General features: G+C 43.4%; 23 protein-coding genes, 1 tRNA gene and 2 pseudogenes. 20 read left to right on the forward strand and 6 right to left on the reverse strand.

Annotated elements, in window-relative coordinates; translation table 11 throughout:
* Positions 1 to 26 precede the first annotated feature (26 nt).
* The 4 genes from CIG75_RS09440 to CIG75_RS09455 all read left to right on the forward strand — a co-directional run bounded on the left by CIG75_RS09440 (position 27) and on the right by CIG75_RS09455 (position 3,961).
* Complete coding sequence (locus CIG75_RS09440; protein ID WP_094236432.1) at positions 27 to 899, forward strand: DUF1028 domain-containing protein; 873 nt, start codon at positions 27 to 29, stop codon at positions 897 to 899.
* A 110-nt stretch (positions 900 to 1,009) separates the two neighbouring features.
* The gene (locus CIG75_RS09445; RefSeq protein ID WP_094236433.1) at positions 1,010 to 2,362 is read left to right on the forward strand and encodes a hypothetical protein; all 1,353 of its coding nucleotides are present in this window, start codon (positions 1,010 to 1,012) and stop codon (positions 2,360 to 2,362) included.
* A 532-nt stretch (positions 2,363 to 2,894) separates the two neighbouring features.
* Positions 2,895 to 2,971: transfer RNA gene (locus CIG75_RS09450), tRNA-Pro, on the forward strand.
* A 162-nt stretch (positions 2,972 to 3,133) separates the two neighbouring features.
* Entirely contained in the window at positions 3,134 to 3,961 is an 828-nt protein-coding gene (locus tag CIG75_RS09455; protein ID WP_094236434.1) for a tyrosine-type recombinase/integrase, read from the forward strand.
* Between the two features lie 52 nt (positions 3,962 to 4,013).
* Here CIG75_RS09455 and istB read toward each other — a convergent pair whose 3' ends face one another.
* Positions 4,014 to 4,742: an IS21-like element helper ATPase IstB gene (gene istB / locus CIG75_RS09460; protein ID WP_094234918.1), complete on the reverse strand. Its 729-nt coding sequence runs from the start codon at positions 4,740 to 4,742 to the stop codon at positions 4,014 to 4,016.
* A complete protein-coding gene (istA, locus tag CIG75_RS09465) occupies positions 4,739 to 6,238 on the reverse strand; it encodes an IS21 family transposase (RefSeq protein WP_094236435.1) in 1,500 nt (499 codons plus the stop codon). The genes istB and istA overlap by 4 nt, the downstream gene beginning before the upstream one ends.
* Positions 6,239 to 6,318: 80 nt before the next feature.
* Between istA and CIG75_RS09470 the strand changes: the two genes are divergently transcribed.
* The 3 genes from CIG75_RS09470 (at position 6,319) to CIG75_RS09480 (ending at position 10,771) form a co-directional block, all read left to right on the forward strand.
* Positions 6,319 to 6,618: a tyrosine-type recombinase/integrase gene (locus CIG75_RS09470; RefSeq protein ID WP_094236436.1), complete on the forward strand. Its 300-nt coding sequence runs from the start codon at positions 6,319 to 6,321 to the stop codon at positions 6,616 to 6,618.
* Positions 6,619 to 6,784: 166 nt separating this feature from the next.
* Positions 6,785 to 9,766 carry a hypothetical protein gene (locus CIG75_RS09475; RefSeq protein WP_094236437.1) on the forward strand — a complete coding sequence of 994 codons (2,982 nt, stop codon included), beginning with the start codon at positions 6,785 to 6,787 and terminating at the stop codon, positions 9,764 to 9,766.
* Between the two features lie 297 nt (positions 9,767 to 10,063).
* Complete coding sequence (locus tag CIG75_RS09480; RefSeq protein WP_094236438.1) at positions 10,064 to 10,771, forward strand: HNH endonuclease signature motif containing protein; 708 nt, start codon at positions 10,064 to 10,066, stop codon at positions 10,769 to 10,771.
* A 414-nt stretch (positions 10,772 to 11,185) separates the two neighbouring features.
* On the opposite strand, the gene CIG75_RS09485 is transcribed toward CIG75_RS09480, so the two are convergent.
* Positions 11,186 to 11,896 carry a PaeR7I family type II restriction endonuclease gene (locus CIG75_RS09485; protein ID WP_157729476.1) on the reverse strand — a complete coding sequence of 237 codons (711 nt, stop codon included), beginning with the start codon at positions 11,894 to 11,896 and terminating at the stop codon, positions 11,186 to 11,188.
* Between the two features lie 33 nt (positions 11,897 to 11,929).
* Positions 11,930 to 13,609 carry an Eco57I restriction-modification methylase domain-containing protein gene (locus CIG75_RS09490; protein WP_172844443.1) on the reverse strand — a complete coding sequence of 560 codons (1,680 nt, stop codon included), beginning with the start codon at positions 13,607 to 13,609 and terminating at the stop codon, positions 11,930 to 11,932.
* 527 nt (positions 13,610 to 14,136) lie between these two features.
* Between CIG75_RS09490 and CIG75_RS09495 the strand changes: the two genes are divergently transcribed.
* From CIG75_RS09495 to CIG75_RS20690, 7 genes and pseudogenes are all read left to right on the forward strand, one after another.
* Positions 14,137 to 15,324 (forward strand): hypothetical protein, encoded by a 1,188-nt coding sequence (locus CIG75_RS09495; RefSeq protein WP_094236441.1) that lies wholly within the window; start codon positions 14,137 to 14,139, stop codon positions 15,322 to 15,324.
* A 305-nt stretch (positions 15,325 to 15,629) separates the two neighbouring features.
* Positions 15,630 to 16,913 carry a helix-turn-helix domain-containing protein gene (locus CIG75_RS09500; protein ID WP_094236442.1) on the forward strand — a complete coding sequence of 428 codons (1,284 nt, stop codon included), beginning with the start codon at positions 15,630 to 15,632 and terminating at the stop codon, positions 16,911 to 16,913.
* A complete protein-coding gene (locus tag CIG75_RS09505) occupies positions 16,910 to 17,296 on the forward strand; it encodes a hypothetical protein (RefSeq protein WP_094236443.1) in 387 nt (128 codons plus the stop codon). Before CIG75_RS09500 ends, CIG75_RS09505 begins: the two co-directional genes overlap by 4 nt.
* A 381-nt stretch (positions 17,297 to 17,677) precedes the next feature.
* Positions 17,678 to 18,202: a site-specific integrase gene (locus CIG75_RS09510; protein ID WP_265415080.1), complete on the forward strand. Its 525-nt coding sequence runs from the start codon at positions 17,678 to 17,680 to the stop codon at positions 18,200 to 18,202.
* A 147-nt stretch (positions 18,203 to 18,349) separates the two neighbouring features.
* Positions 18,350 to 19,105, forward strand: coding sequence for a hypothetical protein (locus tag CIG75_RS09515; protein ID WP_094236444.1), 756 nt, complete (start codon positions 18,350 to 18,352; stop codon positions 19,103 to 19,105).
* Positions 19,106 to 19,207: 102 nt separating this feature from the next.
* On the forward strand, positions 19,208 to 20,248 hold the full coding sequence (locus CIG75_RS09520) for a hypothetical protein (RefSeq protein ID WP_094236445.1): 1,041 nt from the start codon (positions 19,208 to 19,210) through the stop codon (positions 20,246 to 20,248).
* A gap of 477 nt (positions 20,249 to 20,725) precedes the next feature.
* Positions 20,726 to 20,857: pseudogene (locus CIG75_RS20690) on the forward strand (sporulation initiation factor Spo0A C-terminal domain-containing protein); the annotation flags it as partial.
* Between the two features lie 679 nt (positions 20,858 to 21,536).
* Here the strand turns inward: CIG75_RS20690 and CIG75_RS09530 are convergent.
* Positions 21,537 to 21,941, reverse strand: a complete 405-nt coding sequence (locus CIG75_RS09530; protein ID WP_322348611.1) for an FAD-dependent monooxygenase — start codon at positions 21,939 to 21,941, stop codon at positions 21,537 to 21,539.
* Positions 21,942 to 21,996: 55 nt separating this feature from the next.
* On the opposite strand from CIG75_RS09530, the gene CIG75_RS09535 reads away from it, so the two are divergent.
* Together CIG75_RS09535 and CIG75_RS21610 are read left to right on the forward strand one after the other, a co-directional pair.
* On the forward strand, positions 21,997 to 22,458 hold the full coding sequence (locus CIG75_RS09535) for a cupin domain-containing protein (protein ID WP_094236447.1): 462 nt from the start codon (positions 21,997 to 21,999) through the stop codon (positions 22,456 to 22,458).
* Between the two features lie 296 nt (positions 22,459 to 22,754).
* Positions 22,755 to 22,901: a hypothetical protein gene (locus tag CIG75_RS21610; protein WP_407701287.1), complete on the forward strand. Its 147-nt coding sequence runs from the start codon at positions 22,755 to 22,757 to the stop codon at positions 22,899 to 22,901.
* Positions 22,902 to 23,130: 229 nt separating this feature from the next.
* Here the strand turns inward: CIG75_RS21610 and CIG75_RS09540 are convergent, their stop codons facing one another.
* Entirely contained in the window at positions 23,131 to 23,934 is an 804-nt protein-coding gene (locus tag CIG75_RS09540; RefSeq protein WP_157729478.1) for a hypothetical protein, read from the reverse strand.
* Positions 23,935 to 24,293: 359 nt separating this feature from the next.
* Between CIG75_RS09540 and CIG75_RS09545 the strand changes: the two genes are divergently transcribed.
* From CIG75_RS09545 to CIG75_RS21205, 4 genes and pseudogenes are all read left to right on the forward strand, one after another.
* On the forward strand, positions 24,294 to 25,016 hold the full coding sequence (locus tag CIG75_RS09545) for a hypothetical protein (protein ID WP_094236449.1): 723 nt from the start codon (positions 24,294 to 24,296) through the stop codon (positions 25,014 to 25,016).
* Positions 25,017 to 25,740: 724 nt separating this feature from the next.
* Positions 25,741 to 26,175, forward strand: coding sequence for a restriction endonuclease (locus tag CIG75_RS09550; RefSeq protein WP_265415081.1), 435 nt, complete (start codon positions 25,741 to 25,743; stop codon positions 26,173 to 26,175).
* Positions 26,115 to 26,240: pseudogene (locus CIG75_RS21615) on the forward strand (restriction endonuclease); the annotation flags it as partial. The gene CIG75_RS09550 and the pseudogene CIG75_RS21615, both read left to right, overlap by 61 nt.
* A 126-nt stretch (positions 26,241 to 26,366) precedes the next feature.
* Entirely contained in the window at positions 26,367 to 26,450 is an 84-nt protein-coding gene (locus CIG75_RS21205; RefSeq protein ID WP_227874426.1) for a topoisomerase DNA-binding C4 zinc finger domain-containing protein, read from the forward strand.
* Positions 26,451 to 26,466 lie beyond the last annotated feature (16 nt).

Genomic DNA, 26,466 nt, shown 5'->3' on the forward strand with positions numbered 1-26,466 from the left:
GTTGAACATCAGGAGGTACGTAAAACATGCGGAGTGATCGTCTGATTCACACCTTTTCTATCGTCGCCTGTGACCCGCAAACTGGGGAGATCGGGGTGGCGGTTGCTTCAAAGTTTTTAGCGGTTGGCTCGATCGTGCCGTGGGCAAAGGCCAACGTAGGGGCAGTGGCAACGCAATCGTGGGCCAATACTGGCTTTGGCCCAGACGGTTTGAAACTGCTTGCCGAAGGCAAGACGGCGCGCGAGACGCTCGAACTGCTTTTGGAGGGCGATGAGGACCGCGATTATCGCCAAGTCGGCATCGTGGATCGCCACGGCAATGCGGCGGCGTTCACCGGCAAAAAGTGCCACGACTACGCCTTCCATCACATCGGAGAAGGTTTCACTTGCCAAGGCAATCTGTTGGCCGGACCGGAAGTGCTCGACGCGATGGCGATCTCGTTTCAATATGCAAAAGGCGACTTGGCAGACCGCTTGCTGGCCGCTTTGATCGCCGGAGACGAAGCGGGCGGCGACAAGCGTGGGAAGCAAGGGGCAGCGCTTTATGTCGTCAAGGAAAAAGGAGCGTATGATGGCCACATCGACCGCTATGTTGACCTGCGCGTCGATGATCATTCGTCCCCGACCTATGAGTTGAAGCGCCTGCTCAACTTGCATCGTCTGTACATGGGGGAAACTGACCCGAGCAAACTGCGTCCGATCGAAGGCGAAGTGCTGGTCGAACTGGTCGGGCATCTGACCCGCTTCGACTTCCTGAAGGCGGACAGCGAGTTCACCTCCTACGATGAGACGGTGAAAAAAGCGCTGCAAGATTACTGCGCTGTTGAAAATTTTGACACGCGCTGGCGGGAAGATGGTCAGATCGACGAGGAGATCTTGGCGTTCATGCGCACGAAGTAACTGCATATAGATACAGGGTAGGGGAGCCGATTTTGGGAAGAGGCTCCCCTTGTGTTATCATAAAGGGAGTATAATTCCGAGAAAATCGACCAGATAGAGGGAGGGAACCGATGAGCCGCACAATGCGCAGGTGTTGCATAGTCGTTCTGTCGCTAATTCTGTTGCTTGGAATGGGGAATCTTGTTTCGGCTGCCGAGCAGGTACAAGCAACTTATACGGCACCTGACGGAAAGGTGCTCACCAGTTACTCTCCGAAGTGGGATAAAGCGAAGTTACAAGCGCTACATGGGGAATTGATGCAAAACTTGCACGGGGACGAGATGGACCTGCTCGATGAGATCGCCGTCTATGATGGCTACCCGCATGGCAAAGGCGTCGCTGGGCAGTACATCTTCCAGACGGTGACCGGAGTGTTCCAGAACAAGACGAAGATGCGGCCCGGGAAGATCGAGCTGTATGGTGGAAATGAGCATACCACACCCGCTGGATTTGCTCATACGTTAGCTCACGAATATGGTCACCATGTCACCCATTATTATACACTCCAATATGATAAGATCACCTTGACCGACAGCAAACGCTGGAAAGAGACAACGTATGCAAAAATGCGCGGCTTGTCCGAAGATGTCCGCATCGGTGTGTCCGAGAGCACCGAGCACCGCTGGCAGTTGGCCGAAGTGGCTGCCGAAGACTATGTCCAATTGTTCGGTTCACCGCTTGCCAAGGCGAAAACACCGTTCGAGTCGCGCATTGAGCAGACCTTGAACGGTAAAGAGGTTGGGGCGATCTCGTGGAACGGCTCGATGTTCAACATCCAGCCGCAAGAAAACCTGACCCTGCCGCTGGCGAGCGAAGTGCCGGGGCTGTACGAGTTTTTCATCAAGCAGATGAAAAAGCAGGACCCTGTGTTCACGCCGCCAGCCAAGCCAGAATTAAAGCTTGCGTCTTACTCGGAGCAGGGAGATGCTGGTTACCAACTGCACTTCACGTGGACTCAAGCTGGGGAGCAGGACAATTATCATTACACTTTGGTCACCTACCAAAGCGATGATCTACTCGCTGAACCTATTGTCACTCGTGAGGCGAACGACAAGCAGGAAGCGTTGTATGGTGCTGTGACGGTGCGCAAAGGCGGCTATCTTTATACCTATAAGGAGCCGAAAGCGACAGGCATGCGTCACTTCAAGCTCTACGTGTTCGGCCAGAATGGTTGGGTAGCCGATTCGGCGGTGCTGACGGTCGATATGGGCAATCCTAGCGAGGTGCAAGTCAACGACGAGCAGGTCGTTCCGGTCGAACATGTCAAAGGGGAACCTGCGCTTGACCCGGTCTTTGGGATTCCAAAACTTGATTTTAGCGCCTGGATCGAAACGGGAAAGGGAGGCTGGCTCGATAGCCTTTTGAACGCGTTGACCAAAGTGATCGATGGAGTTGCGTGGCTATTGGGTAAACTTTGGCCATAAAGATATTTCCGTGGGAATTAGAAAAAACGCACGAAGTGACAAAAGACCTGCGGAGGTATCGAAACATGGCGACGGCTAGTTGTGTGCGATTCGAAGTGGAAGACGGTGTGCGCTACCGTTTTACTGTAGGGCGATTGAGTGCTTGAGCTAGCGGGGCGGTTGCAGTTTGTCTGCACCGCCGTGCTAACTAGGGTCGAGTACGATCTAGGGAGCGTGTAAAGCTGTTAGCACCTGTTCAGCCGTACAAAGTGATCTGTGCCGACTTGAACAATATAGCCTACGCGACAGGCACTCTAGCTGGCGTAGGAGCGCTTCATTAAGGAGACCTTCCGAGGTGACGCTGCAAGGCGTTGGTACGCTTATAACCCGTGTCAGGGCATAATGATGCGACCTCGGCATATAGATATAGGGCTAGAGGGATTTCTGAGCCGAATTCCCTCACTTTTTTTGAAACACCCCTTGCATTCGACTCAGTATTACTATATAATCACTCTTGCGCCCATCAAAAGCGCAAACCCAAATTCAAGATCATCGGAATATAGCGCAGCCTGGTAGCGCGCACCCTTGGGGTGGGTGAGGTCGTGGGTTCGAATCCCGCTATTCCGACCATATTGTAAGAAAGCGTGTCGGGACTTGGTTCCGACACGTTTTTTTGATGAGGATAAGCCTTGTAGGAGTCGCATGGGTGCGCTTCCGATCTAAACAAGGGCTCGCTCTTCCACAACGCCTTTCCATTCGGTTACTGACTGAATAGGAGGCGTTTTTTCGTTTATGGCGGACAAAAGAACTGGCAGACGAGTCAAGTTTGAGCGCAAGGTACAATCGGTATCACTCGCATTAGTGGATTTGTTTCAGGTATTCTATGAGGCGAAGGTGGCGGAAGGCGTTTCAAAACGTACATTAGAGACGTACATGGAGAATTTTAGATTCTTGTGCAACTTTCTGGATATGAACCAGATTCCACACGATGTTACAGAAGTCACACCGGAGGTACTGAGAAGTTACCAAACATGGATGCTCACTACAAAACAACGATTTGAAGGACATGATCACAAGTCGGAGAAGGAAAAGACGGTCGGTTTATCACCTGTTACGGTTAACACTCGCACGAAAACGTTGCGTGGCATGTTTCGTTTCTTGTGCAAAGAGGGGCTTATTGATCACGATCCTTGGACGAACGTAAAGAAGGCAGAAGAGGCACAATCGGAGATAAAAGTAATGACGGTGGAACAGCTCAAAAAGTTGCTTCAGACGCCAAACCAGCGTAGTTATGCAGGCTTTCGCGACTATGTACTCATGAATGTTTTGATTGATGGCTTTTTGCGAATCAATGAGGCTGTTTCGTTACAAAAAGACGATATTGATTTTGATTTGGAAATGATCACAATACGAGCAGAAGTTGCAAAAACGAAACGATCAAGAATGGTTCCGCTCCAACGAAATACAATAAAATTATTGAAAGAGCTAGTTCATGAAGGTGAAGAATTCGGAAACAGGTGTGTGTTTCTCACCAACTATGGTGAGCCGCTTAGTCCGAACCAATTCCGTCACCGTCTTAAGGAACATGCAAAAACAGCAGGGTTTGTGTTTCGCAACTGAAAAGTGCAGAGTATCGCGGCCATTTTGTGCATAGCACCGCCAACATCGAAATTCATGAATTTATGCTCGACAGAGCATGACGCAAGCGATAACTCTCGCCCGTAAAACTCAGGATGTGCGCGTGGTGAACTAAACGATCCACCAGCGCTTTCGTTAATCTAGTATCACCAAACACGCTGTTCCATTGCCCAAACTCCAGATTGGAGGTCACTATGAGACTTCGCTGCTCATAGCATTCCGAGATAACGTGAAACAGAAGTTCAGCACCCGTTTGGTGAAACGGCACGAAGCCCACCTCATCCAAAATCAACAGATCGCACTTCATCAGTTCTTTTTGAAATCTCGTCAGCGTCCCGCTCGCATGTCTTTCCTGCAATTTGGCGACAAGCTCCGAGACGCGATAAAACCTCACATCAAGCCCCTGCCGACAGGCTTCCACCCCTAACGCAATTGCCAGATGGGTTTTCCCAGTTCCCACCTTTCCCAACATCAAGATGTTCTCTTTATGTTTCAGGAAGTTAAGCTCACGTAGAGACTGCTCCGTGCAATGATTCGGAAACGTGATCTCCTCAAAGTTGTATCCTTCGAACGTTTTCAATTGAGGGAATCCGGCGCGCTTCATCAATCTCTTCATTTTACTGGACTCACGTCCTTGGATCTCTGACTGCAGGATTGCCAGCAAGAAGTCAGTACGACTCTCGAACGGAACCGATTCGTAGTGGTTCATTACATGTGCCAGATGGAGCGTTTTGCACGCCTGCGCCAACATTTTTCGATTCATAATGTCACCCCCAACAGATCGTTGTAATTGGCCAAGTCACCTGGATGATAGCCTTGAATCTTCGATGGGGTGTGTACCTCTTGGAACGGTTCAGGATGAAACTCGGGATATCGTTGTTTGTACAAAGCGTGCTCCAACGCTGTTTCGACGCGAGAATCCCAAGGCATGAGTTCGTGCAGGCCTTTAGCGATCTCCCCCATCGTGTAGTTCTCCAACAAACGCCTCACAAGGGACAGGCGTGCCTTGCACGTCTCCGACTCAACTTCCCTCAGGAAGTGTTTCAGTGTTTCTGGCATCATCGACACAAAAGTCGAATATCTGACGGAGCGAGGGCGTCGCTTGAGTCCATCTAACACAGCTCTCCACTCGATCTCCATCGTCTTGTCCGTATAAGGCCGAGGGAACTCGAAGATTTTGCTGTACGACTCGTCCAATACCTCGATCAGATCCCACTTAATCTTGAGCAACACGCGCTGCTCTGCCTTGCATTGCGGGAGTGGGTACTTGATGTTCTCGAACGACAGTTCACGAAATTTGTTCAATCGACCTGTATCCAAACGAAATACCTCTAGCGGTTCAAGCGGCAGGGAATAGAGCATTTTCTGCTCCTGTCGCCATAGATCGTCCACTTTCTCCTTCTTCGAATAGTGAATGCGCTGACGATCCTCCAGTGCCTCCATTTCAAGATGTACTGCGAGTTCATCGAGCGATTGAATGACTGGGATCGGGACACACCAGTTCCGCCTTCCGTAACCAACCTTGTTCTCTACATTGCCTTTCTCGTTGCCTCTCGCCACATTACAAAAGACAGGCTCGAAGCGGTAATGAGCACAGAACCTTGTGAACGCATCAGTTTGCTTTCGTTCTCCGTTTTTCTCGATAGATGCAACCGCAGCCGCGAGGTTATCGAACCAGATGCGTCGCGGTACTCCGCCCATTTGTCCGAACAGCCGCTTCAAGGCTTCGAGAAAGCACTCGCCATTCTCAGATGGAACGGGGAAAGCGAAGGCCGCATTGCTAAATGGGAAGGACGCGGTAAGAATCTTACGTTCCACGAGCCTCCCGTTCTGCGCAACCTGTACGGTTCCAAAGTCTACCTGGGCTTCGCCACCTGGATGCTCCAGCCGTTCGTAGCTCTTCGCTCGGTCATGGGCGTAAGCCGCCCGCCATTTAGCCACGTACTCCTGTACCGTTCGTTCGCCACCAGTAAATTCATACTCCGCTTTGAGACGGTTAAAGATCCGCCGAGCGGTGTGGCGCTGTTTGCGGGGAAGAGCCTCGTCCTCCAATAGCCACGTATCTATGATTTCGAGAAACGGACTGAGAACTGGGTAACGACCGAATCGTTTTCCCACCGTCTCGTTCCAATCGTCTTTGTCCGCATATTTTTTGGCAGTTCGCCAATTCAAGTTCATTCGTTCTGCAATTTCGGTTATCGAACACCCTTCGTGTTCGCGCAAAAATTTGATATACTGTTGTTCAGGCACTTTCAACATCCTCTCGATCCCCCTTGGTCGTCGCAAACCGTAGGGTAAGTTAGTAGATCGATGTTGGCAAGTGCTTTTTTTATGCCAAAATGTCGCGGGCAAAGTCTGCACTTTTACGCCGCGACATTCTGCAATTTCATTATGCGATAAACACAGGGTTAACAATTCGGGTGCATCCGCATTTGTTCCGCCATACTTCAGCCACACTTTTCCTCGAACAAGGTGGAGAGATTCGCCATCTTGCTAAAATCCTTGGACATGCAGACCTAAGAATGGTGATGAGGTATACTCACTTGTCGAATAAGTCTATCAAGGTTCAGCATGAGAAATTTTCCCCGCTGAATCATATTGTTGGGAAATTGAATAAGGATCGTATCGTAACAAGGTGAAAAGGAGCGGGTCGAATGACTCGCTTTTTATTTTGATATTTATAGTTATTTGTTTGGTTACTATTTATTTTGATATTTGTAAAATTATTTTTACATATTCTAATTGTTATGATATGATACTTCTCATATCGCTCTTAACGGGGTTCAACTGCGAGGGGATGACAACATGACAAATCACAATCTATCCGAAATTGGGACGTTCCTGTACGATTTTCTCACTGCTTTTCATGGTGACCAAGCATTTGAAATTCGCTATGTACGTGAGAAAAATGGAACTGGTCAAAACTTCAGTATCATGCGATCAGGAAATTTTTTCTATGCGAACTCGACAGATGGAGGAAAGAGTATCATTGGGCATTTTTCTGCTGAAGGTATAATTGATCTTCTTCCCGATTTGTTTTTACGAACTGATTCCTTTCCCTGTTTTACGGTGAACTCACCTAATTTCGACAGAATGGATCGATGCGTCTCGACTGATGAAGACATTAGGAAAGGCGGTCGCATTCAGTGTCAATTTGTCGATATTGACGCACCAAAGAAATATAGAAACACCAAGGAAGTGTTAATGAGATGGAAAAGGAAGACAGCTAAGAAGATACTGAGTTGTCCTGTATCACCATCTATTGTTGTTGAAACAAAACATGGCTACCATGTATACTGGCTTCTTAATGAGGCGGGAAACCTCAAAATGTACCGCCCAATACAACTTCAATTAATCCAATACTTCCAGAGTGATGAAAGCTGCATGAACGAATCAAAGGTCATGAGGTTGACTCGATTTCCTCACCGAAAAGACCCAAAAGACTCTTTTCTGGTCAGAGAAGTATTTTTTCATCCGCAAACTAGGTATTCACAACAGGAACTGCTGGACAGTTTTCCGCCTGTTACCGAAGAAAAACTCGTTAGGATTTTGAAGAAGCTGAGCCGAAGAAAGAGTAGTAAAATTGTAAGTACGACAAGGGATGCGATTCTTAATCTCTTAGCGGAAAAATTGTCGGTTGTTCGTGATCTGGATGAAAAATTGATTTGCCATTGCTGTATGCCTGATCATGAAGACCGCAATCCTTCAGCTTGGTTCAACAAAAGTGTGTTATGGTATCATTGTTCGGGCTGTAACGTTCATTATTCAATTCGAGAACTTGCTTTGGAGCTTGATTGGGAAGATATTATCGATGAACTTGAACAGAATGAGTTGGAAGTGTCCGAAGAGATCAGGAGGATCAATTCTCATAAGGTGAGTGCTGATGATCTGCTCAAGGACACACTGACCAGACAAGATCTTGCCATAGCAGACAGTATCACGACTCAAGTTTTCGAATATTTCCGCGCTGTCCATCAAAAATTGACTGCCAAGCATGAACAATACGTATCTGATCTGATTCATGTACTTGTCGGATACAGGAACCACCAGAAGCCAGTTTTAGTCCCGCTCGATATGGGGGGAGGGAAGTCTACGATTATACGCTACTTCCTTACGGAAATGGTGAAAAGCAGGGATGATTTCGGGGCTGTCGTCGCTGTTGAACGAGTAGAAACGGGTAACGACCTCATGCAAAAAATAAACTCGATGGTCGGACGTGATGTCGCATTTGCGATGAGGGGATTCGATGTCATGGAGTGCAAACTGAACCAAGCGGATGGTTCAATGCTCTCAAGTTGTCTCGCTAGGTCAAAACCTTATCTATGCGAACATCGACTCAACTGTAGGTACTATCTGCAATTTGATGACCAGACGAAATATCCTATCGTGATTATCTCATTCAAAAGGCTTGAATTAGAATTAGGAAACTTTATCGGAAAATTCGGTAAGTTTAAACGTGAACATCTGCAATTCAGTAGGGATCTTTTACTCATTGATGAAAAGCCACCAATGATCGGAGTACAAGAGATAACACAAACAGAGTACGAAAGGTGGCTTCAATATGCTCTGATCTTCTTTAACTCTGAGTATGCGACCGAACTGAATCGAGTCCTTCCGATTGTAACATCACTGTTCTCTCAAGAATTCCAACGCCGGGAGTTGATTCCCTCGCAAGATCAGGCGTTTTCGTTTTCGAATGATTTTTGGATGGCGTGGCGTAGAAATTTTTCATTTACCGATGACATTTTCAAACTTCCGAGATTCATCGAAAGTCTCATGAAAAATGGTGGTCACCTTTCCCTCCATTCAGGTAGTCAGACGACAAAACTGACGACATCATGGAGTAACAAATTCAACATGGCCTCCGACATACAGACTGTCATCTTTGATGGAACAGCCGATCTTGATCAGAGCTACAAACATGAAGAATATCACCTACTGGATTTTGGGAGTTTGAGAACTTACGAAGGGCTAGAGTTCCATATTTGTGATTTCATTAGTGGAACTAAAACCGCTCTTACCGATGAGAAAATGGTAAAGGCTCTGTGTAGGGAAGTTGAAAGTATTGCTAATGAGAATCCCCGTGAACAGATTTTCTTTCCAGTGTTTAAAAAAATCGAGCCAGTCGTTGTGATGGAATTGGCAGACCTAATCGTGAGTGGCAGAGTGAAAGTCGCTCATTATGGAGAAACAAGGGGCAGCAATGATTTTCGAGAGTGCAGCATTGTTGTAATTGGAGGAATTCTTCATAAGGGAGAAGACTATTATATCGCGAAAGCACGGTCAGTTTACGATGACCTTCAAGAAATTGAGGCAACGAACATAGGGAGGGTACGGAGATTTCATGATGACCGGATCGAGCAAGTTAAGATTCTGGACATGCTTGTTGATTATTCGCAAGAGATCAAACGTACTAGTCAGCGAGACAATTCGACGGAGGTAAAGGGGAAAGTGTTCGTTTTTCATACCGACAATACGCTTCTCAAACACATTGGGATCAAGTTTCCCAAAAGCCGAATGTATGCGTGGAGCCCAATGACGATTGTGGAAGAAAAGATCAAGTCAACATCGAATAATACGAATCAACAACGGCTGCTGGTTTATCTTCAAAATCGAAAAGCAGCGGGTGATCGGGAGATTTATTACGAGGAAATCAGAGATCATCTAAATCTAGATTCAAAAGCTCTGACGAAACTACTTGGTTCAGTTAAGATGGAAATGGTCATAGAGCCTAACTATCGAGTTGAAATTGAAGGTAAGAAGAAAAAATTAGTTGCCAAGTCGTAACCTGACGATTAATTTGAAACAACTAAACAGTCACCCATTTTCTATAAGATATATACTGGATATTGGGTGACTATAGCATTTCTTTTATGCAGTTGATTTCGAATATAGTAGCCTATGGGAATGGTTATGCCAATCCCTAATTATGTTTCTGTCGGTGAAATTAGCAAAATCACTTGATGAATTTTTCTCGGAGATACAATCTAAAATGTCTTTCTAATTTAACATTATTGAAGCGTGCTGTGATAAAATGTCGAAAATAGGCTATGTTTGATAATAATTGAGGTGGTGTTGATAGGTATGGTTCAGCCAAGAAGATGGATCGACGAATTATTGGATGTTTTTCATGAATTGGATGGAATAGCTCATTATAAACAAGTGTATGAAACTATTCGGATTAGGGGAGTTATGGATTTAACTTCTAACACCAATTGGCAGGCTGCTGTAAGGCGAACTGTTGAACAATATTCGAGCGATTCTGAGGCTTTTTTGAACAAGGAAGATTTTTTCTACACAGTTAAGGGGAAAGGAAAAGGGGTCTGGGGACTTAGAGAGATATTACAAGCTGATGAAAAACGACTTGTCTCAAAATTAACGAACGAAATTACCGAAACAGAGATAGAGAACATTTTTGAAGCTGACGACGAGTTGGTAAAAAAAATATTGTCACGAATTAATACGATTGCGAGTATTGAGGAGAGACAAGTCATAATAAAAGCGCGAAAAGCAAGTCGAGCAGTTATCTCAAAGTTAAAACAGTTATACGATCATTCTTGTCAGTTATGCAGATCCAATCATAACAGTAGGTATGGAGTAAATGTTGTTGAGGCACATCATATTGAGCATTTCTCAATTTCTCAAAATCACCATCCTTCGAATCTCGTAATACTTTGTCCAACACACCATCGGCTGGTTCATGCTGGTAAAGCTACTTACCTAAGAGATCGGCAATTGTTTGTATATGAAAATGGGTATGAGGAGACGTTGAAACTTAACAAACACCTGTAGAGGAATTTTGTGGAATGGCAATATGCCATTCCTTTTTTTCTGTCGCGGCCAAGACCGTCAGCAGATGTGCAATACGTCCAGCAGTTGTGAGTATCAAAAATAACCAATTTTTGCCCTATATTAGGTTTTCAGATTCAAGCCTGACCAAGTATACTACCTCCACTCAAAAACGCAATACAGGGCAAATGTGAAGGAGTGAGAGAGCATGAAGCTGGTCACTCTTTGGAGACATGATACTACCGCAAACATTTGAACCGTTTGGTGGCCAATATAGATCGACAGTCGCGGTCATGATTGACAGCAGACGGACAAAAGCGATCAGCAGTTGTTATATCAAATTGTCGAAATTAGAAATTCAAGTCTTACAATAAAGAAGAACCAGTTCAACTGAAGAGACTGGTTCTTCTTTATTAATTAGGAAGTTTGGTGAGCGATAATATGACCCACTAATGACCTTATGAGCAGTTCAATAGAAAGCTCTTCATTTGGTGTACGATAATCACCGAGCTTTTTAGTATCTGCAATGATGAGAGCACATTTGTCATATAATTGTTCTTGTACCATTTTCATCATAAATAATTCTGCTCGTTCCTCATAATTTGCTGGTTGTTGAGTACGGGGGAATTTTGTGTACTCATCCAGGGGACGGAATAGCATATTTCCACGCCGTTCCGTCCCCTTTTTGTTAGCCGGATGATCAGTCATTACGTAAATGTAACCTAAAAAAGGGCGTGAAGCACCAAAGGCTCCGTGCTCAAATGCCTTCCACAAATCGTAACTACTTCCTACAGCTTCTTCGGATCGATTATTAAGATTGTTACCGACAGAACCATGCATAGACTTAAACTCAATGACTGCAAGCAGACGTCTTGTACCGTCCTGTAAGTTCTTTAACACAATCATATCCCAGTCTTTTGACATCCGGAAATAGCCGGGTAATTTTGCCGAGCGACCGAAAATAATCTCTGTTTCGTGAACACCATTCTTCAGCAGAACGTCCATTAGGACATTGGCGAAGCCATCCATAGTTTTGCCGTCTAGCACTCCGTTGCTTCTGACCCCCCAAAAGTTCATAAGTGCGTATTGGGTTATATGTTTTATTTCATCATTTGATGGCATCCACATGTTCATGACGCCCCTTTCCGAGCAAAGTCTGTGTTAGTTCACAAGATCTCGAATATCATTCATTTCATCATCCGTGAGTGAGTATAACTTCTGTGCTAACTTTTCAATACCTTCTAAGTTACCAGAGTGATAATACATTTTCAAAAGATCTATTTCATCAATGCTTATATCAGTTGGTAGCCGTATTTTTTTCAGGTACTGAGCCTGATATCGTAGGTAATCTCCTCGCATCTTTGTTGCATAAGACCAAATAAAGAATTTCACAATCGAGCACGACAATAACGCTTGCAAAGCCTGAATATCCCACGAACCGGCGGTGAGGTAATACAAACTATGCTCAGGGTAATATTGTCCGCTGTCCAAAACAACAAGGTTTTTAGATTTAATGTCAGGGATGAGAAGTTTCGGTATTGAAAGACGTTCAGGATAGATTCGATCAATAGTCTTATACCATTTAGATGGGGAGTTCTTGGCAGTGCTGCGTGCTTTTAAACGCTCTTGGTGCATATTAAGGTACTTCATTAGCTTCGGGTATTTTTCGAGATCGACTAAACTTCCGTCGTTCTTATAGGGGTTAATGACATATTTTCCGCTCCAATCTACTTGTCCAGTTTTGATATCGTCTTTTGTTACAATTGGAAGGAGGATATCAGACTCTAGATCGACCTCATTTGGCTTAACTAGGTAGATATCGTTTGCCCCAGTTGCAACTCCAATCCCGACATGAATATTATGTGGAGCTTCAGTAATTAAGGGATACGACTGCTCAATTTTGTGTAATAATTCCCGTGCGCGCTCACCGTTAAGAACCCATGGATCTGAACCTATGAACCAATTTTTTAAGGTGTGTGAAGAAAAGTCTTGATCAACAATTTCTTCACCTTTAAGAAGATAACTTCGGGCATTTTCTAATTGCTTGGCTGAAAGTGCATTGAGTTTGAGGGTTCTAGATATTCCTTCTGAACCTTTCTGTAAGGTAAAAATACATGGGTACGCGGAAACTTGATCGACAAAAGGTTGGGTATTATGGATATCAACAAAATGGACAACATGATAGTTCCCATTAATATACCTTCGGATTTCTTTGCCATATCGATTCTTTGTAAAACGGTCGGTACAGATGTAACTCAAAACCCCTTTGTTTGATAGCATTTCAAGTCCGTGTTCAATGAACGCAATATAGATATCCGCTCTATCGTACAGTGTTGGGTACACACGGCGATAGTGCTTATCGTCGATATTGTTTAGATTCTCGATTCGAATGTATGGGGGGTTCCCAACAACAAAGTCGAATGTTTGAACTACAGGTTTGTTCCAACGGAGGAAGTCTGTACTAATTAACCATTGGTCGAGCAAGCGAGTAATCAGTGTTTGGGGAATGTTGTACTTGTTCAGTGTCTCAAAAATGTTTTTACGCAACTTTTCGTACTTAAGGGAATCGACTTCGATAGAACATATTGCATTCCTTAGTAAGTGAAAGGAATAGTCCTGATTCGAAAAAAGCGTGTTCACAACATGGTATCTCTTATACGATTCAATTAGGCGTTCAACGACTTGTACAAGGAAAGCCCCCTCTCCAGTAGCTGGTTCTAACAATGAATATTCAAAGAGGGGTTTTTCTGACGTATAACCTAAAATGTCGAGAATTAGCGAAACAATTTCAGGTTTTGTATAGTACGAACCGCTACGTTTCTTTTGGTCTAATTCAATCATAGTCATATCCTCTCCATTTATAGGTCTGAACATAGCTCTGGGTAGTAGTTAACGCAATGGATAGCATATCAGAACGATTTTCACTCAGCAATATTATCATAGGAACGTAGGTTCGTCCATTTTAAGCGAATCAGGTTCTGGATTTATAGCGTATGTTTTAGGTGAATCGGCAGGGTCAAATACAATAACATACAGACAAAACGTCAGCAGAAAGCTATATCATAACTACACAATTTTTGCGCTGAATTTAGAGTTTTTGCTCTGTTTAGTAAACCCCTTCCTATCAATAACTCAATGAAGGACAAATATGAAGGTCTGATAGGGGAGGAGCTTTACTGCTCTTGTAAATGAAATGGAGATTTCATTGGCGGTGAAGGAAAATGAATCGAACTTCGAATAACTAAAATTATCATACTGTAAGAAACATTATGTACAAATGAGGAATGATTATATATAATTTTATAGTGGTTATATTTGACATGTTATTTACTCTTCGACATAGAAATTTGTAATAGGGGGTCATTGTTATGACTACGATTGAACATACAGCTACTGCTACAATCGGTAAAATTCCGATTGGGAGACGAATATTAGAGTTAATGCAAGAAAGAGGGGATGCGTTCTCGATTCGAGCCTTTGCGGAGAGATTAGGGGAAAATCGTGAGACATTCAGACAAACACTTTTGGGTAATCGGCCGATTTCACTGTCCCTGATCGAACGAATTGCGGATGGTTTAGGTGTCACAGAAGAACGTTTGCGGCAATTAGACACGTTTAAGAGGGAAGAAGAATTGGTTTCGCTGCTGACTTCAAACAGTCGCACCAAGGTCATGTTGGTGCGAGCGAACTCTATTGCGCTTGAACTCGTTCATGTGGCAATTGGTGATACGGAACGGGGGTTCGCATACAACAACTTGGGTAGGTCACAACTACTCTTAAAACAGTATGAGGAAGCACGAGCAACTTGGAAAAAGGCTTTGGTTCACGCTAGAAACATCCATAAAAACTTTGATGATGCCCGGCTGTTGAAGATTGCATATGCCAACTTCTTCATGACATGTGCTGAACTCAAAGACTATGAAGGTGCAGATGAGTTACTACATTTTGTTGAAGAAATTTCCAGTGATGATCATAAGGTATTAGGTGTGATTGCTTATTCAAGAATGGCCATGTATGGAGATTACGGCAATCTTGAATATGCAAGAAAGTACGCATATCAATCGCTTGGGCATTTTATTTTGTCAAATGATCAAAAACAAATTGGTCATGGTCGAATCAACGTGGCAAGAGCCGAATATCTATTAGGGAATTTTAAAGCTTCTGCTGAGGTATTGGCAACTGCTTTGGAACATGTGGGCGAATTCGATCATATTCTTGTTCGAGTAGTAAAGGACTACGTACGGTCACTTCTGAAACTCCAGAACTATGAAACAGCAATTAAAGTGGTGGAGAGACACGAAACTATATTAAAGCAATTCCCGGAGTACTGGGACAAAATCAAGATCATGAAAACAGTAATAAAGGACGACCCTTCCTACGCAAACGAAGTGATTCATGACTTACAAGTGAGTGCAGCAATTAGAGCCCTAGCTTGTAAATGTCTTTTCGAGTATTACGCTAAACGTGGTGACTCTGAAACATCATTACGGTACTATGAACTTGAGCGTAAATATTCGCGAGACAATTCAGAGTTTATTGATAAGGAGGGATTCTAAGATGAAGCGTAGGTTGGCATTTGCTCTATTAATAATATGCGCACTAGTTAGTTTGACTGCAAAGAGCTCAGCGATTACACATTCGGCAAGTTGGTCTACTCCCGAACCGTTGGGTATAATTGCTAACGCCAAATAGTACTTAACTCCCTCGTAATTAGGTTACGAGGGCTTTTTTATGTCATATAATGAATTGACATCACGATTTGTTGTAAATCTCACGACAAGTTAATTATTTTGTAAATCACCTCTGGTTGGTTTTGTTGGTTTATTGTGATTACAAACATAACTATTTGGAGGTGGCCTATATGAATTCTCTTGGTCAACGCATTCGTGAATTTCGATTGAAAAAGGGTCTCACTCAAATTGAGCTTGCTTCTGGCTTATGCACAGCAAGCTTAATCTCGCAAATTGAAAGCGACCGGGCGCGTCCTTCATACAAAACATTAGTTGCTCTAGCATCTCGTCTTGATGTTCCGCTTGAACATCTCTTAAAAGAGGTAAATTTTGATTTGGAGTCTTCGAGTAAATCCAAAATGGCGAGAAGCATGGTTCGAGCGAGAGAGTATCAAGCTGCCATTCCACTGCTGAATGATCTCTTGGAAATTCAACAGCAACGGATTCCGAAAGAGGGATTGTTTTTGGAACTTGTGCAATGTCACATTGAGTTGGGAAATGCGCTGGAAGCAGAAAGCTTGCTGAACCAGTTGTATCAAATTTGCAACACGGAACGGAACGATTTTTTGCTGGCTGATGTGCTGTATTATCTTGGAAAAGTCGCTGCGTTGAAAAATGATTACCCAATTGCACTTTTCCATACGAATCGTGCTTGGGAAGAGCTAAAAACGGTAGAGGAGATCGACGCAGATTTTCAAGCAAAGGTTCTCATGCAATTGGCTTCTCTCCATGAGCGGGTTGGAAAGGTAGCAGAGGCGGCGAAGTTGTACGAGAGGGCGTTGTTGCTCAATCAGTGTAATGGTGAAGAGCGAGGGAAGGCATACCTTCGTTTGGCAGAAGTTTATGATCGGCAAAAGAAGCATGAGCAAGCACAAGAATTTGCAATGAAGGCAACTATTCTTTTGGAGGAAGAATCTACGAAAGAGCACATGCAGGAAATGCAACGCCGTTTGCTTATGCTTCAGCGCGATTCGAGCGATTGGAACAAGTCTGTTCAAACTCTTATGTCAATGGCGGAACAGTTTGAGCAAGATGGTAAGAAACAGAAGGCTGGTGAAGTATACGCCGACCTTGCTCTAATCTGTTTGGAAAATCAAGAATATGATGAAGCATGGGCGTATGCTGAAAAAGCGAGAATGGCTCTCTCTGATACGGATTCTATGATGGGGGAAGTTCACCGCGTGCTATCATTTGTCTATTTTCGTCGCGAAGATGAGAATAAAGGGAAGAAGCATCTCGAGAACGCGGTCAAGATTTTCGAGCAGCACGGCAAAATTGCGGAACTTGAAACTGTTACATTACACATGTGCCGATACCTGAGCGACAAAGGGGATCACCGGGAAGCATACGAGCGGATGGAAGCGTTTCACCACTACATGATCAAGCAGTTAGAACAACGTGGGATCATTTTGTGAAAATAAAACTGATGACTCCCTACGAAAGACATAATTGGGAGTGTTATTCTCGAACGAAGGTGAGGATCGGTAACCAAATAGGTTGTCGGTTCATCCACCAAAAACATCGTGATCGTTGGTATTTTCGCGGTTATCGAGTGGAAGCAGATGGGTTTTATGAAGCCATGACCAAACTAGAGGAGAGAATTTTCGGCGTAGAAGGATTGTCAGACCGGGCTCTATGGGAAAGAGTTGGCGCGATGATCGGTGTGAATGGTATCTGGGGTTATCTGTATAAGAGCAAAACGAAGCAAGGTACTTGGGTGTGGTGCGGGCATGAATTTGAAGCGGAGACAGAGAAGAAAGCAAGGGAGCATTTGCAAAGTTTGAGCAAGGACTCGTGAGCGTTGAATTGGGCGACCCGAAGGGGTTGCCTTTTCTATTTTTGCGGGGTGGTGATCAGATTAGAGGTCAAAAGTAGCAAAAGAACACTCCTGTTTGAAGTAATTTGTTTTATACCGATTCCAATAATTTGGGGTATTTTTAGGCTGTTTTGGGCTTAGAACGTAGTGAAATGGGGAATCTACCGAACGCGATTTCATAAGTACGTCAGAGATCGAATGTAACACAGTAGACAAAGAGTTACATTCGGAAAAGTGCCGCCACCCCTTGATATATAAGTGTTTTAAGCAGATATAGAAATATTAGTTATAGCATGATCCTGTTACATTAGAAGTAACAAAGCGTTTAACAAAAGGAGGAAAGAAATGTAATTCGTACACCCTATTCGAGACAAAAAGCAGATCGACGAGATGAAGAAGGTACTCAGAAAACAATCGTTTCGTGATTGGTTTCTGTTTGTCCTTGGTATCAATACAGGATTACGGGTAAGCGACGAACTCACTTTGAAGGTTAAGAATGTACGCAATCAAACACACATCACCATCAAAGAGAGCAAGACCGAAAAGGACAAGAGGTTTAGAATCAACGGGACTCTGCGTGAATGCATCGATGAATATATAGAAGGGATGGAGGATGAAGCGTGGTTATTCCCTTCTAGGAAGGGCGATAAACCAATTTCGAGGGTGCAGGCCTACCGAATCCTGAACGCTGCTGCAGAGAAGGTCGGGGTGGATGAGATCGGGACTCATACCATGAGGAAGACATTCGGCTACCACCACTACAAACAGAACAAAGATGTTGCCATACTACAGAAGCTCTTTAATCACTCTGCTCCGTCCGTCACGCTTCGCTACATAGGTATCGAGCAAGATGAAATGGACGCATCAATTGAAGATTTCAGCCTATAACCACCCGGGAGGGTGGTTTTTATGTAGGGGGGTAGGAAAACATAGGTATAGGAATTTTCTGATTATGATAAAAGTATAGGACTTCTATTACTATTCTATTATAATAATTATATAATATTATTATGGATGCATTCGGAGGGGATAAGCATGGGTAAAGAAAATTACCGCATATATAAGTTGGAGTCAAAAGAGGATTTCATAATATACTTGTGGTCATTGATTGTAAGTGTTGATAGGCATCTAGTGCAATATAAGAAATACCTCGACCAACTTGAAGCTCTGATTAAAGAAAACAACATTATTGACAAGCCAGGTATAAAAGTTCCAAAAGATTACTATGAAGAAATGAATGATAAGATTCAGAAACGTAGCGGACATCTTCTTAATTTGATCGGCGATTACACAATAGAAGGTTTGTCTTATAAAAGATTTAGAAATATTGTTGCTTCGAATAAAAAAAGGGGAATTGATTACGGATTACCTGAGTTGGACTTAGAAATAACAAAAGCAATTACTGATTTTCATAATTCAAGAAACTGGGGCATGCATGAGCCTGCATCGTTATTGAATGCGCAATTAGAGGAAATACGAGAACAAACAGGGGAGGATCCAAAAAGTTATTTACTTAGTAGAATTGTGCCGGAGATCAGTTGGCATGATTTTACGAACTATGAAGGGTATTGGTTAATTGATTTATTTACTGAATCGCAACATATTTATGGTGGATTTAGGATGGTACACCAACAGATGAAAAAAGATTACTCTATCCTTATAGGAGAGAGAGTAAGAATTAGAAGAATCAAGACAGAGGTCAGACCATTCCAATCAGAGTTTACCTTGCCAAAGACGTCAATGGCGATGCAAACACAAGTTTATAAAAAAGAAATTGAATCCGAAGAGTAAGTCAACGACCCGTATTTGACACAATTTTATATAGTAAGTGTTAGTGTAGACGGGAATTGCTTCGAGTAGTTTTTATTCTTAATAAAACTAGAGGTGATAGATATGGATGTAAAGAAAATAACTAGAGATTTTTTCGACGGATACAACAGGATTAGAAAAAAGTCACTTTGGAAAGGTTGTTTTATCGAAGGTAAGGATTGCTCAACTGATATTATTCACGCACATTCAATTCAAAATAATAAAATTCTATCAAAGATTTCTGAGAATGGAGAGGTACTTCAATTTGGACAAACGTTAGATGATGATCTTGACTTTATGATCACGATGAAAAAAGAGGGACGTAAAAAAGCAACGACTTTTACTGGATTCTGTGGTTATCATGATGGAAAAGTTTTTTCTCCTATCGAAAATCATGATTACATTATTGGCAATAAAGAACAAGAATTTCTCTATGCTTACAGAGCATTAGCAAAAGAATATCACTCCAAAAGAAGTGTAAAGAAAATATCGGAGAATATAAAAGGATTATTGGAAGAGGGGGAGTTTACGAAGATTAATAATATTTTCAAGGAGATTGGAGATCCCTCTGAAGAACATAAACAATTCATGGAGTCGATAGTGGCAGGGCATATTTGGGGTTCAGAAGATGCACTTGATAGATTGGAAAGTTACCGAATAGCAATGAATATTAACCTGAATAAAGGAAGGTACTATAAGGTACTTACCGATGTAATTGAGTTTGATGAGGAATATCATATTGCAGTATCTTCGTTATTAAATATCGAGAGAGATTTAGAAGGGAATATCGTGAATGATTTAGAGGACTTCAAGTCACATTTGACACCCCTGTTTTTCACAGTGTTCCCTCAAAGTGGTAAAACATATGTATTAATGAGCTATTTTAAGGTTGATGAGCACCGTTATGCTTTTATAAAAGAACAAATATTATCGAAAGATACTGAAACACAAAAAAGAATAATTTCAAACCTAATCGTGAAGTATGTTGAAAACTTTGCTGCTTCACCTATTCGTTGGGCTCAACTTACCATGGAACAGCAAGAAAAAATTAATCAAGCCTTTCTAAACACTATTTTTGAGAAAGGTAAGAAGCTCGATACATTAGATATTAATGTTTTTGTTTAAAAGTAACACAACGATAGGATATGTGCATTTCGTAAAGTAACCGTATCATTATGGGTACGGTTTTTTTTTGTTTTGTCTTATAGGGGACAAATTTTCTGAGGGTTGATCATCAATTTAATAGACATATAATACTCTATGGAGACCGCAAGGCTACTCCACATACCAAATCACCCATACAACGACATATCCGCGTGATAACAGGCTTTCCAAAGAGAGGTACCGAAGTGCTCATAACGGGTCGGTCTTGAAAACCGTTAGGGTCATACTCGATATATAAATAAGAAACCGCATCCATGGTGGGAGGCGGTTTTTTGTTAGAATGTGATCGAGTTTATAGGCTTTGAGATTGCTTGAGTTTTACAAAACTAGTAAAGTTGTAGTAATCCAACCAAGTTTTGAAAAACCACCTACTAACTAAACAGTGAGATTGAAGAAGTTCCTTCTAAACAAGCTAAAACCCTTGCAAAATCCTCCCCCAACGTCGACTCGATCCGCAACCTTTTCGGCAACACGGTCAACGTGGGCAAGGCGAAACCGACCAACTCGGAGTTCATTGCTAATGTCGCGAAAAAGTTGTGCATCGAGTCGAAATGTTATAGCCGATACTAGATAACCAAAAGTTGAAGCTATGGCCTATTCAAAGGTTGAAGGAAAAGATACCGTTCGCTTCTAGTTCGAATTCATCAGATATTACATTCGAATCTTACTGTGTAGGTCATCCAAGCGATAAAAAATATATAGGAAACGGGGATTAATCTTGATAAACGGCGCAACTCATAGTAAATTTGTAATAGAGTTCGCTAGGGCTTTACGCACGATACGCCATGACTAACAAGTCCAAAACGCCAAAAATCCTTGCTACATCTGACCTCTCGCCACTACCACATGGAGAGGTACCGAAGTGGTCATAACGGGGCGGTCTTGATAACCGTTAGGGTTCATGCATTAAAATCCACAAACAAGAACCAGCTTACGATTCTTGCAAGAGTCCGCTCTTAGAGGTATAATGAGTTAAACCAAATGGACTTTCGGCGTTGTGAAATAGTGGACGAACCTTTATATAATAAGGATTCTTTCTCTCACTTAACCTTAAATATAGCGCAGCCTGGTAGCGCGCACCCTTGGGGTGGGTGAGGTCGTGGGTTCGAATCCCGCTATTCCGACCATATTGTAAGAAAGCGTGTCGGGACTTAGTTCCGGCACGCTTTTTTGTTTTAGGGGATGCAGGAGAAGAGTCGAAAGGCGAGGTTCTTCGTTCAGCAGGGGGTTCCTCCTATACAACGCTCTTCTATTCGGTGACGACTTGCGCGGCGAGGATGGAGGTTGCTGCCGCAAGCGATACGCCGACCGCTTCGGCTGGCAGGGCACAGTGCGCGGCGTTGCCGATCAGCAGCAAACCGTCTTGCGTCCACTCTTTGACAAAATGCAGGAGGGCTAGCAAGATGTGGAACGGTTTGAAGTCGCTCAATGTCTCGGCGAAATCGGCCAGCGTAGGTGTGGCCGCGTGCAATTCGTCCGCGCCGCGATCGGTGATCTGCTTCCACTGCCTTATTGGCAGCATGATCCCGGCTTGCAACTGGCCGCGGTGGCGATTGTGAACTGGGTGGACTGGAAGAAGCTGATGCAGGAGAGACAGGGGCGGAAGGATCGGAGTTTCGTGAGCTGAGTTACAGTTGTGGGGGAAGGGGTATATATGCTATTCTGTTGCTGGTTGCAACATTCTCGTACGACAAAGGAGCGTTTCGCACATGTCTAACGAACTGGAAGCGAAAAAAGGCACCCATTATACACTGATCGATGCAGGTCCGTTTACGGAGCTGGGAAAGTACAAGTTCGAAGTCGGTCCCTATCAGTTCCCAGGTAAGCTGTTTTTGAACGAGCTGCTCGGGTTGACAGGAATGGAAGTCAGCTTCGGGAAGATGTTCCCCGGCACGGGATTACCATATTCGCATAAGCATGTGGAGAATGAAGAGCTTTATATTTTTATCAAAGGCCAAGGGCAGTTCTTGATCGATGGCGAAGTGATTGACGTTCGCGAAGGGACTGCGATTCGCGTAGGCACGGAAGGCGTGCGGACGTGGCGGAACAACTCGACGGAGGAATTGCACTATATTGTGATTCAAGCGAAGCAAGGCAGCTTGGGGCAGTATACGCTGCAGGATGGGAAGATCGTCGAGCCGAAGGTGACGTGGCCAGGCGAAGAGGCGTAGTGTTTTCATGATCTTTGGGGGAGGGGTGTCATTTCATTCCTCTCGCTGAATACGGTCTGTTCGTAACTCTCTATGATAATCATGGGGGGTTATTTTTATGTTTGGAGCTAAGACAAAACGTAAGGGCGCAAGAAATTCAACTAGCATCAATGGCCGTTCTTTCGTGGGAGGGTGATCGCTGGTCGAAATGTTCGGAAGGTATATGTTGCAGGAAAAGGCGGATGGCTTGGCACGGAAAACCCATAAAGACTATGAAGTACATTTAAGATACTTGTTAGACTCTAAAAGGCGGTGACATCGCGGGGGAAGACATCACTGCCGATTTGTTAAGAGCCAATATTGACTGGATGATCCATGACAAGGGACTTTCCCCAGTAACGACAAATGTGAGGATCAGAACGATGAGGGCTTATATTCGTTTCGCATTTAATATGGCGTTCTGAGAGGGGATTGAACAACAGCCTCATTCTTATAAATGAAAAGAGGATTTTATAGGAAACAAAAATGCACCCATCGGGGTGCAAGGATAAATCAGTTACGAGGATTGGAGATAACTCCATGCGGTTTTGGGTCGAGGTCAGCTACAACGTTTGAAAGGTTACTTCCGTTGCTGACGAGAACAACAAATGCACACAGCGCTAACAGTGCTAGGATCTTTTTCATTTCGACTCTCTACTCCCTTGCTAAGGATTCAAAAAGATCACTTCGTTTGCTTTGCAAGTCAAGAGCTTCTTCCAAATTCCCTGTCTTACGAGAAGATTCCACGGCAATTTGGAGGGCAGCAGCTTGATCTCTCATAAAACCTATTATAGCAAATATGTTAGAAGATTTTAAAGCGAGTTCGTGGGCTTGAATATAATTCTGAATTTTAAAGTGGTATTTAGCGAAAACAGCATATAGTTCTCCTAATTCTAGCGTTGTAGATAGTTCGGTTAATGATGCCATGTTTTGCGCTTTGCAAAGGTACTCATATGCTTCTTCGACTTGCTCAGTAAGTAGAAGAATTTCTGCGATTTTAGCATAAACAAAAACCACTCCTGCAGGATAGTTGTCCAATTCAAATTGGTTGGCACACTGAATCAGATCTTGAATTGCTTGAACAGGATTCTCTTTGTATGTAATGGATGCGGCCATCGTCACCTGAACACGACTAAATAATGAGTTGTTGTTCAGAGTTTGATATAAGGTCTTTGCTTGATCAAAGAATTCAGATGCTCTTTGAAAGTCATCTGTGTTTTTGTATGCAATACCTAACACATATAATGCATCGGCTAGTTTCCTTATGTCATTTATTTTTTTGTAATATGCCCCTGCCTTTTCAATATACGGGAGAGATTCACGAATACACCCTTTTCTGCGTAAGGTTAACCCAACATTGAATGAAATATAGGCTGCGAGATGATCGAATTCAATGAATCGGTTTATATAATCATAAGCGCGTTTGTAGTTGTAAAGCGCTTCCTCGGTTTCTTGCAATTCTGTATAGTTATTTCCGATCTTGTTTCTGATCCAAGCCAGTACATACGCATCGTGAAAATTGGAAGATTCAAGACTTAGAATCATTGGTTGCAAAATCGACAGAGCTTGGTCCGACAAGAGAGGAAGAAAGAGGGAAACGAGCGAAATACACGATAATTGGGGGAAATTACTCAGGCATCGTATGGGCGGTACTCTTACAATTACGAGCCAACCTACTCATCGGCAGGTGGATGAACCGCTATATGGCATTCGAAGACACAATGAGTGGCTACACGTAAAATTTGGACGGAGTGTCAGGCGTTCAAGCGAAATATTGAGCCTTGTACGAAGGATTAGTAATTTCGGGAGGGAAAAACATGCGGCCGCTGGCGAATAAAATTGTGCTTTCCTGCTGTCTGATTGCTGGCATTGGGTTATCAGTGTTCGCTGTGATCTCGTTACTTGCGACTGACTTCGAAATAAATAGAATAGCAATGATTGATTCTGTTGCACCAGACTTCGAGTTCGTCAAGGAGTCGGAGTACCTTACGACAGCAAATCAAGCAAGTATGGAAACCTACGGAACGTTAGCTGAAATGAATGATCGAGCGGTAATGATAGCTGAAGTGCAAATCATTGATCAACAGATCGAGAACATTTTGGAGGCTCCACCACTACCAGTAACATGGTCGGTGGCTGAGGTTAGAGAAGTTTATAAAGGGGATAACACGACTAAGTCAATTGTGATTGGCGAAATTGGAGGTATGGTGGATAGAGCGACTTCTAAAACGATTGAAAAAGAGTCCAATGGCATACCAATAAATAGCGAAAACGTTTATGAATATACAATTCAAGGTTCTCCTGTAATGAAAAAAGGTAACACGTACATTGTATTATTGGAACAAGGGACGAAAGAAAACACATATGCGATAGTTGGAACGGTGCAAGGGAAACTTCGGATCAGCGATACAACGAACAAAGGGGTTGTCACAATTGATCCGGAGATTTTTGCAAAACAGATGAATGAATTGTTCTGGTTCCAACGAAAGTTTGCAGGCAAAGATAAAGCGGATATTGCCGCAGCATTGAAGAATTATTGACAAAAGGTATCGGCAAAAGCCGAGGCCTTATTCGTGTGAATATCGGTTGTAATATCCTCAATATTAACGGTTGATATTTCCCCACTTCGAACGGACAATCTCTCCTAGAGGAGAGAAATCATGGTCAAGATTGGGGCGAGTTTCGTGTGGATTGGAACGGGAAGAAAAAACGTCGCTATGCGTTTGTCATGGTTTTGGGACTCTACCGCTCAATGTTCGTGGAATTCACAAAAGATCAACGGTTAGAAACTCTAATACGAAATTGGTGAATCTCAAGTGATCGTCGCTGGGACAGTATAAGAAACCTGGCCGAGCAAATGGTTCAATCCGAACTTTGAGCGCGGACAAAATATTTCCAATGTGATTCAGAGTGATGTTATAATTAATGTTGCAAAAGATATAAGGGGTTAACCTTACAGAACGAAAGAAGAGACTGTTGACATTGACAAAGGTCAAGTCGGTAACGCCGTTTGAAAATTAGAAGATTTTCCTGAATTTAACTACTTCCGTCGGAAATACCTGAGGAACTAAAAAATACTTGAAACTACCGAAAATGGCTGATCCGAAAAATCAACCTTAACACGTTGATTCTAATCAATATGCTTTGAAGACGTAGTTGTATCTACGTTGCATTGAGTATTGATCTTAACAGACTTTAGCCGCCCAATTCGAAACTCTGGGAAACGGGCGGTGTTTATTTTATAAAAAAGTAAGGAGAAGCATGATGGAAACGTCTTATTATGTCATTGGTGGTTTGATTGTACTGTCTATTTTGCTGGAAAGAGCATCGAAAAAGAAAAAGCGAAAAGGAAAACGCAGCAACAGCAATCGAAACGTTGCACCTAAAGTCAAAGCAACTTCCAGCCCTTCAACTGAAGTACGCGCAGATTCGGTCATTCTTCAAACCCCGCTGCAAGAACTTTCAGGATTCGAGTTTGAACGGCTGCTCGCGCTCTATTTTCGCGACCAAGGCTACAAAGTGGAGGAGACTGGTGTAGGTGGGAACGACGGTGGGGTTGATTTGGTTTTGATTGATCGAAGGGGGAGCGTACGGCGGTTCAGGCTAAGCGGTATGCGGATCATAATAAGGTACCAGTACAAACTGTGCGCGAATTGGTGGGAGCTAAGCGCAATCATAATTGTATCCTCACCCTTCTGATCACCACATCTGACTTGACAGAGCCTGCCAAGAAGGAGGCGGAGCAACTTCATGTGGATTTCTGGCACGGTGCTCATGTCGAACGAAAATTGGCCATATGGGGGAAATACAAGCCCAAAAAACAGAAGCAAAGAACGGCTCGTCAAGAAGTGGCCATTGCACGGGAAGTAATTTGTAAGTGCGGTCATTCGATGGTGATCCGCCAGAACAAGCAAGGTGTATCCTTTTATGGTTGCTCCCGTTTCCCGAATTGCCGGCATACAAAGTCAATCTAATTCGAGCAGCCTGTTT

This window comes from Tumebacillus algifaecis (genome assembly GCF_002243515.1).
Lineage (GTDB): Bacteria > Bacillota > Bacilli > Tumebacillales > Tumebacillaceae > Tumebacillus_A > Tumebacillus_A algifaecis.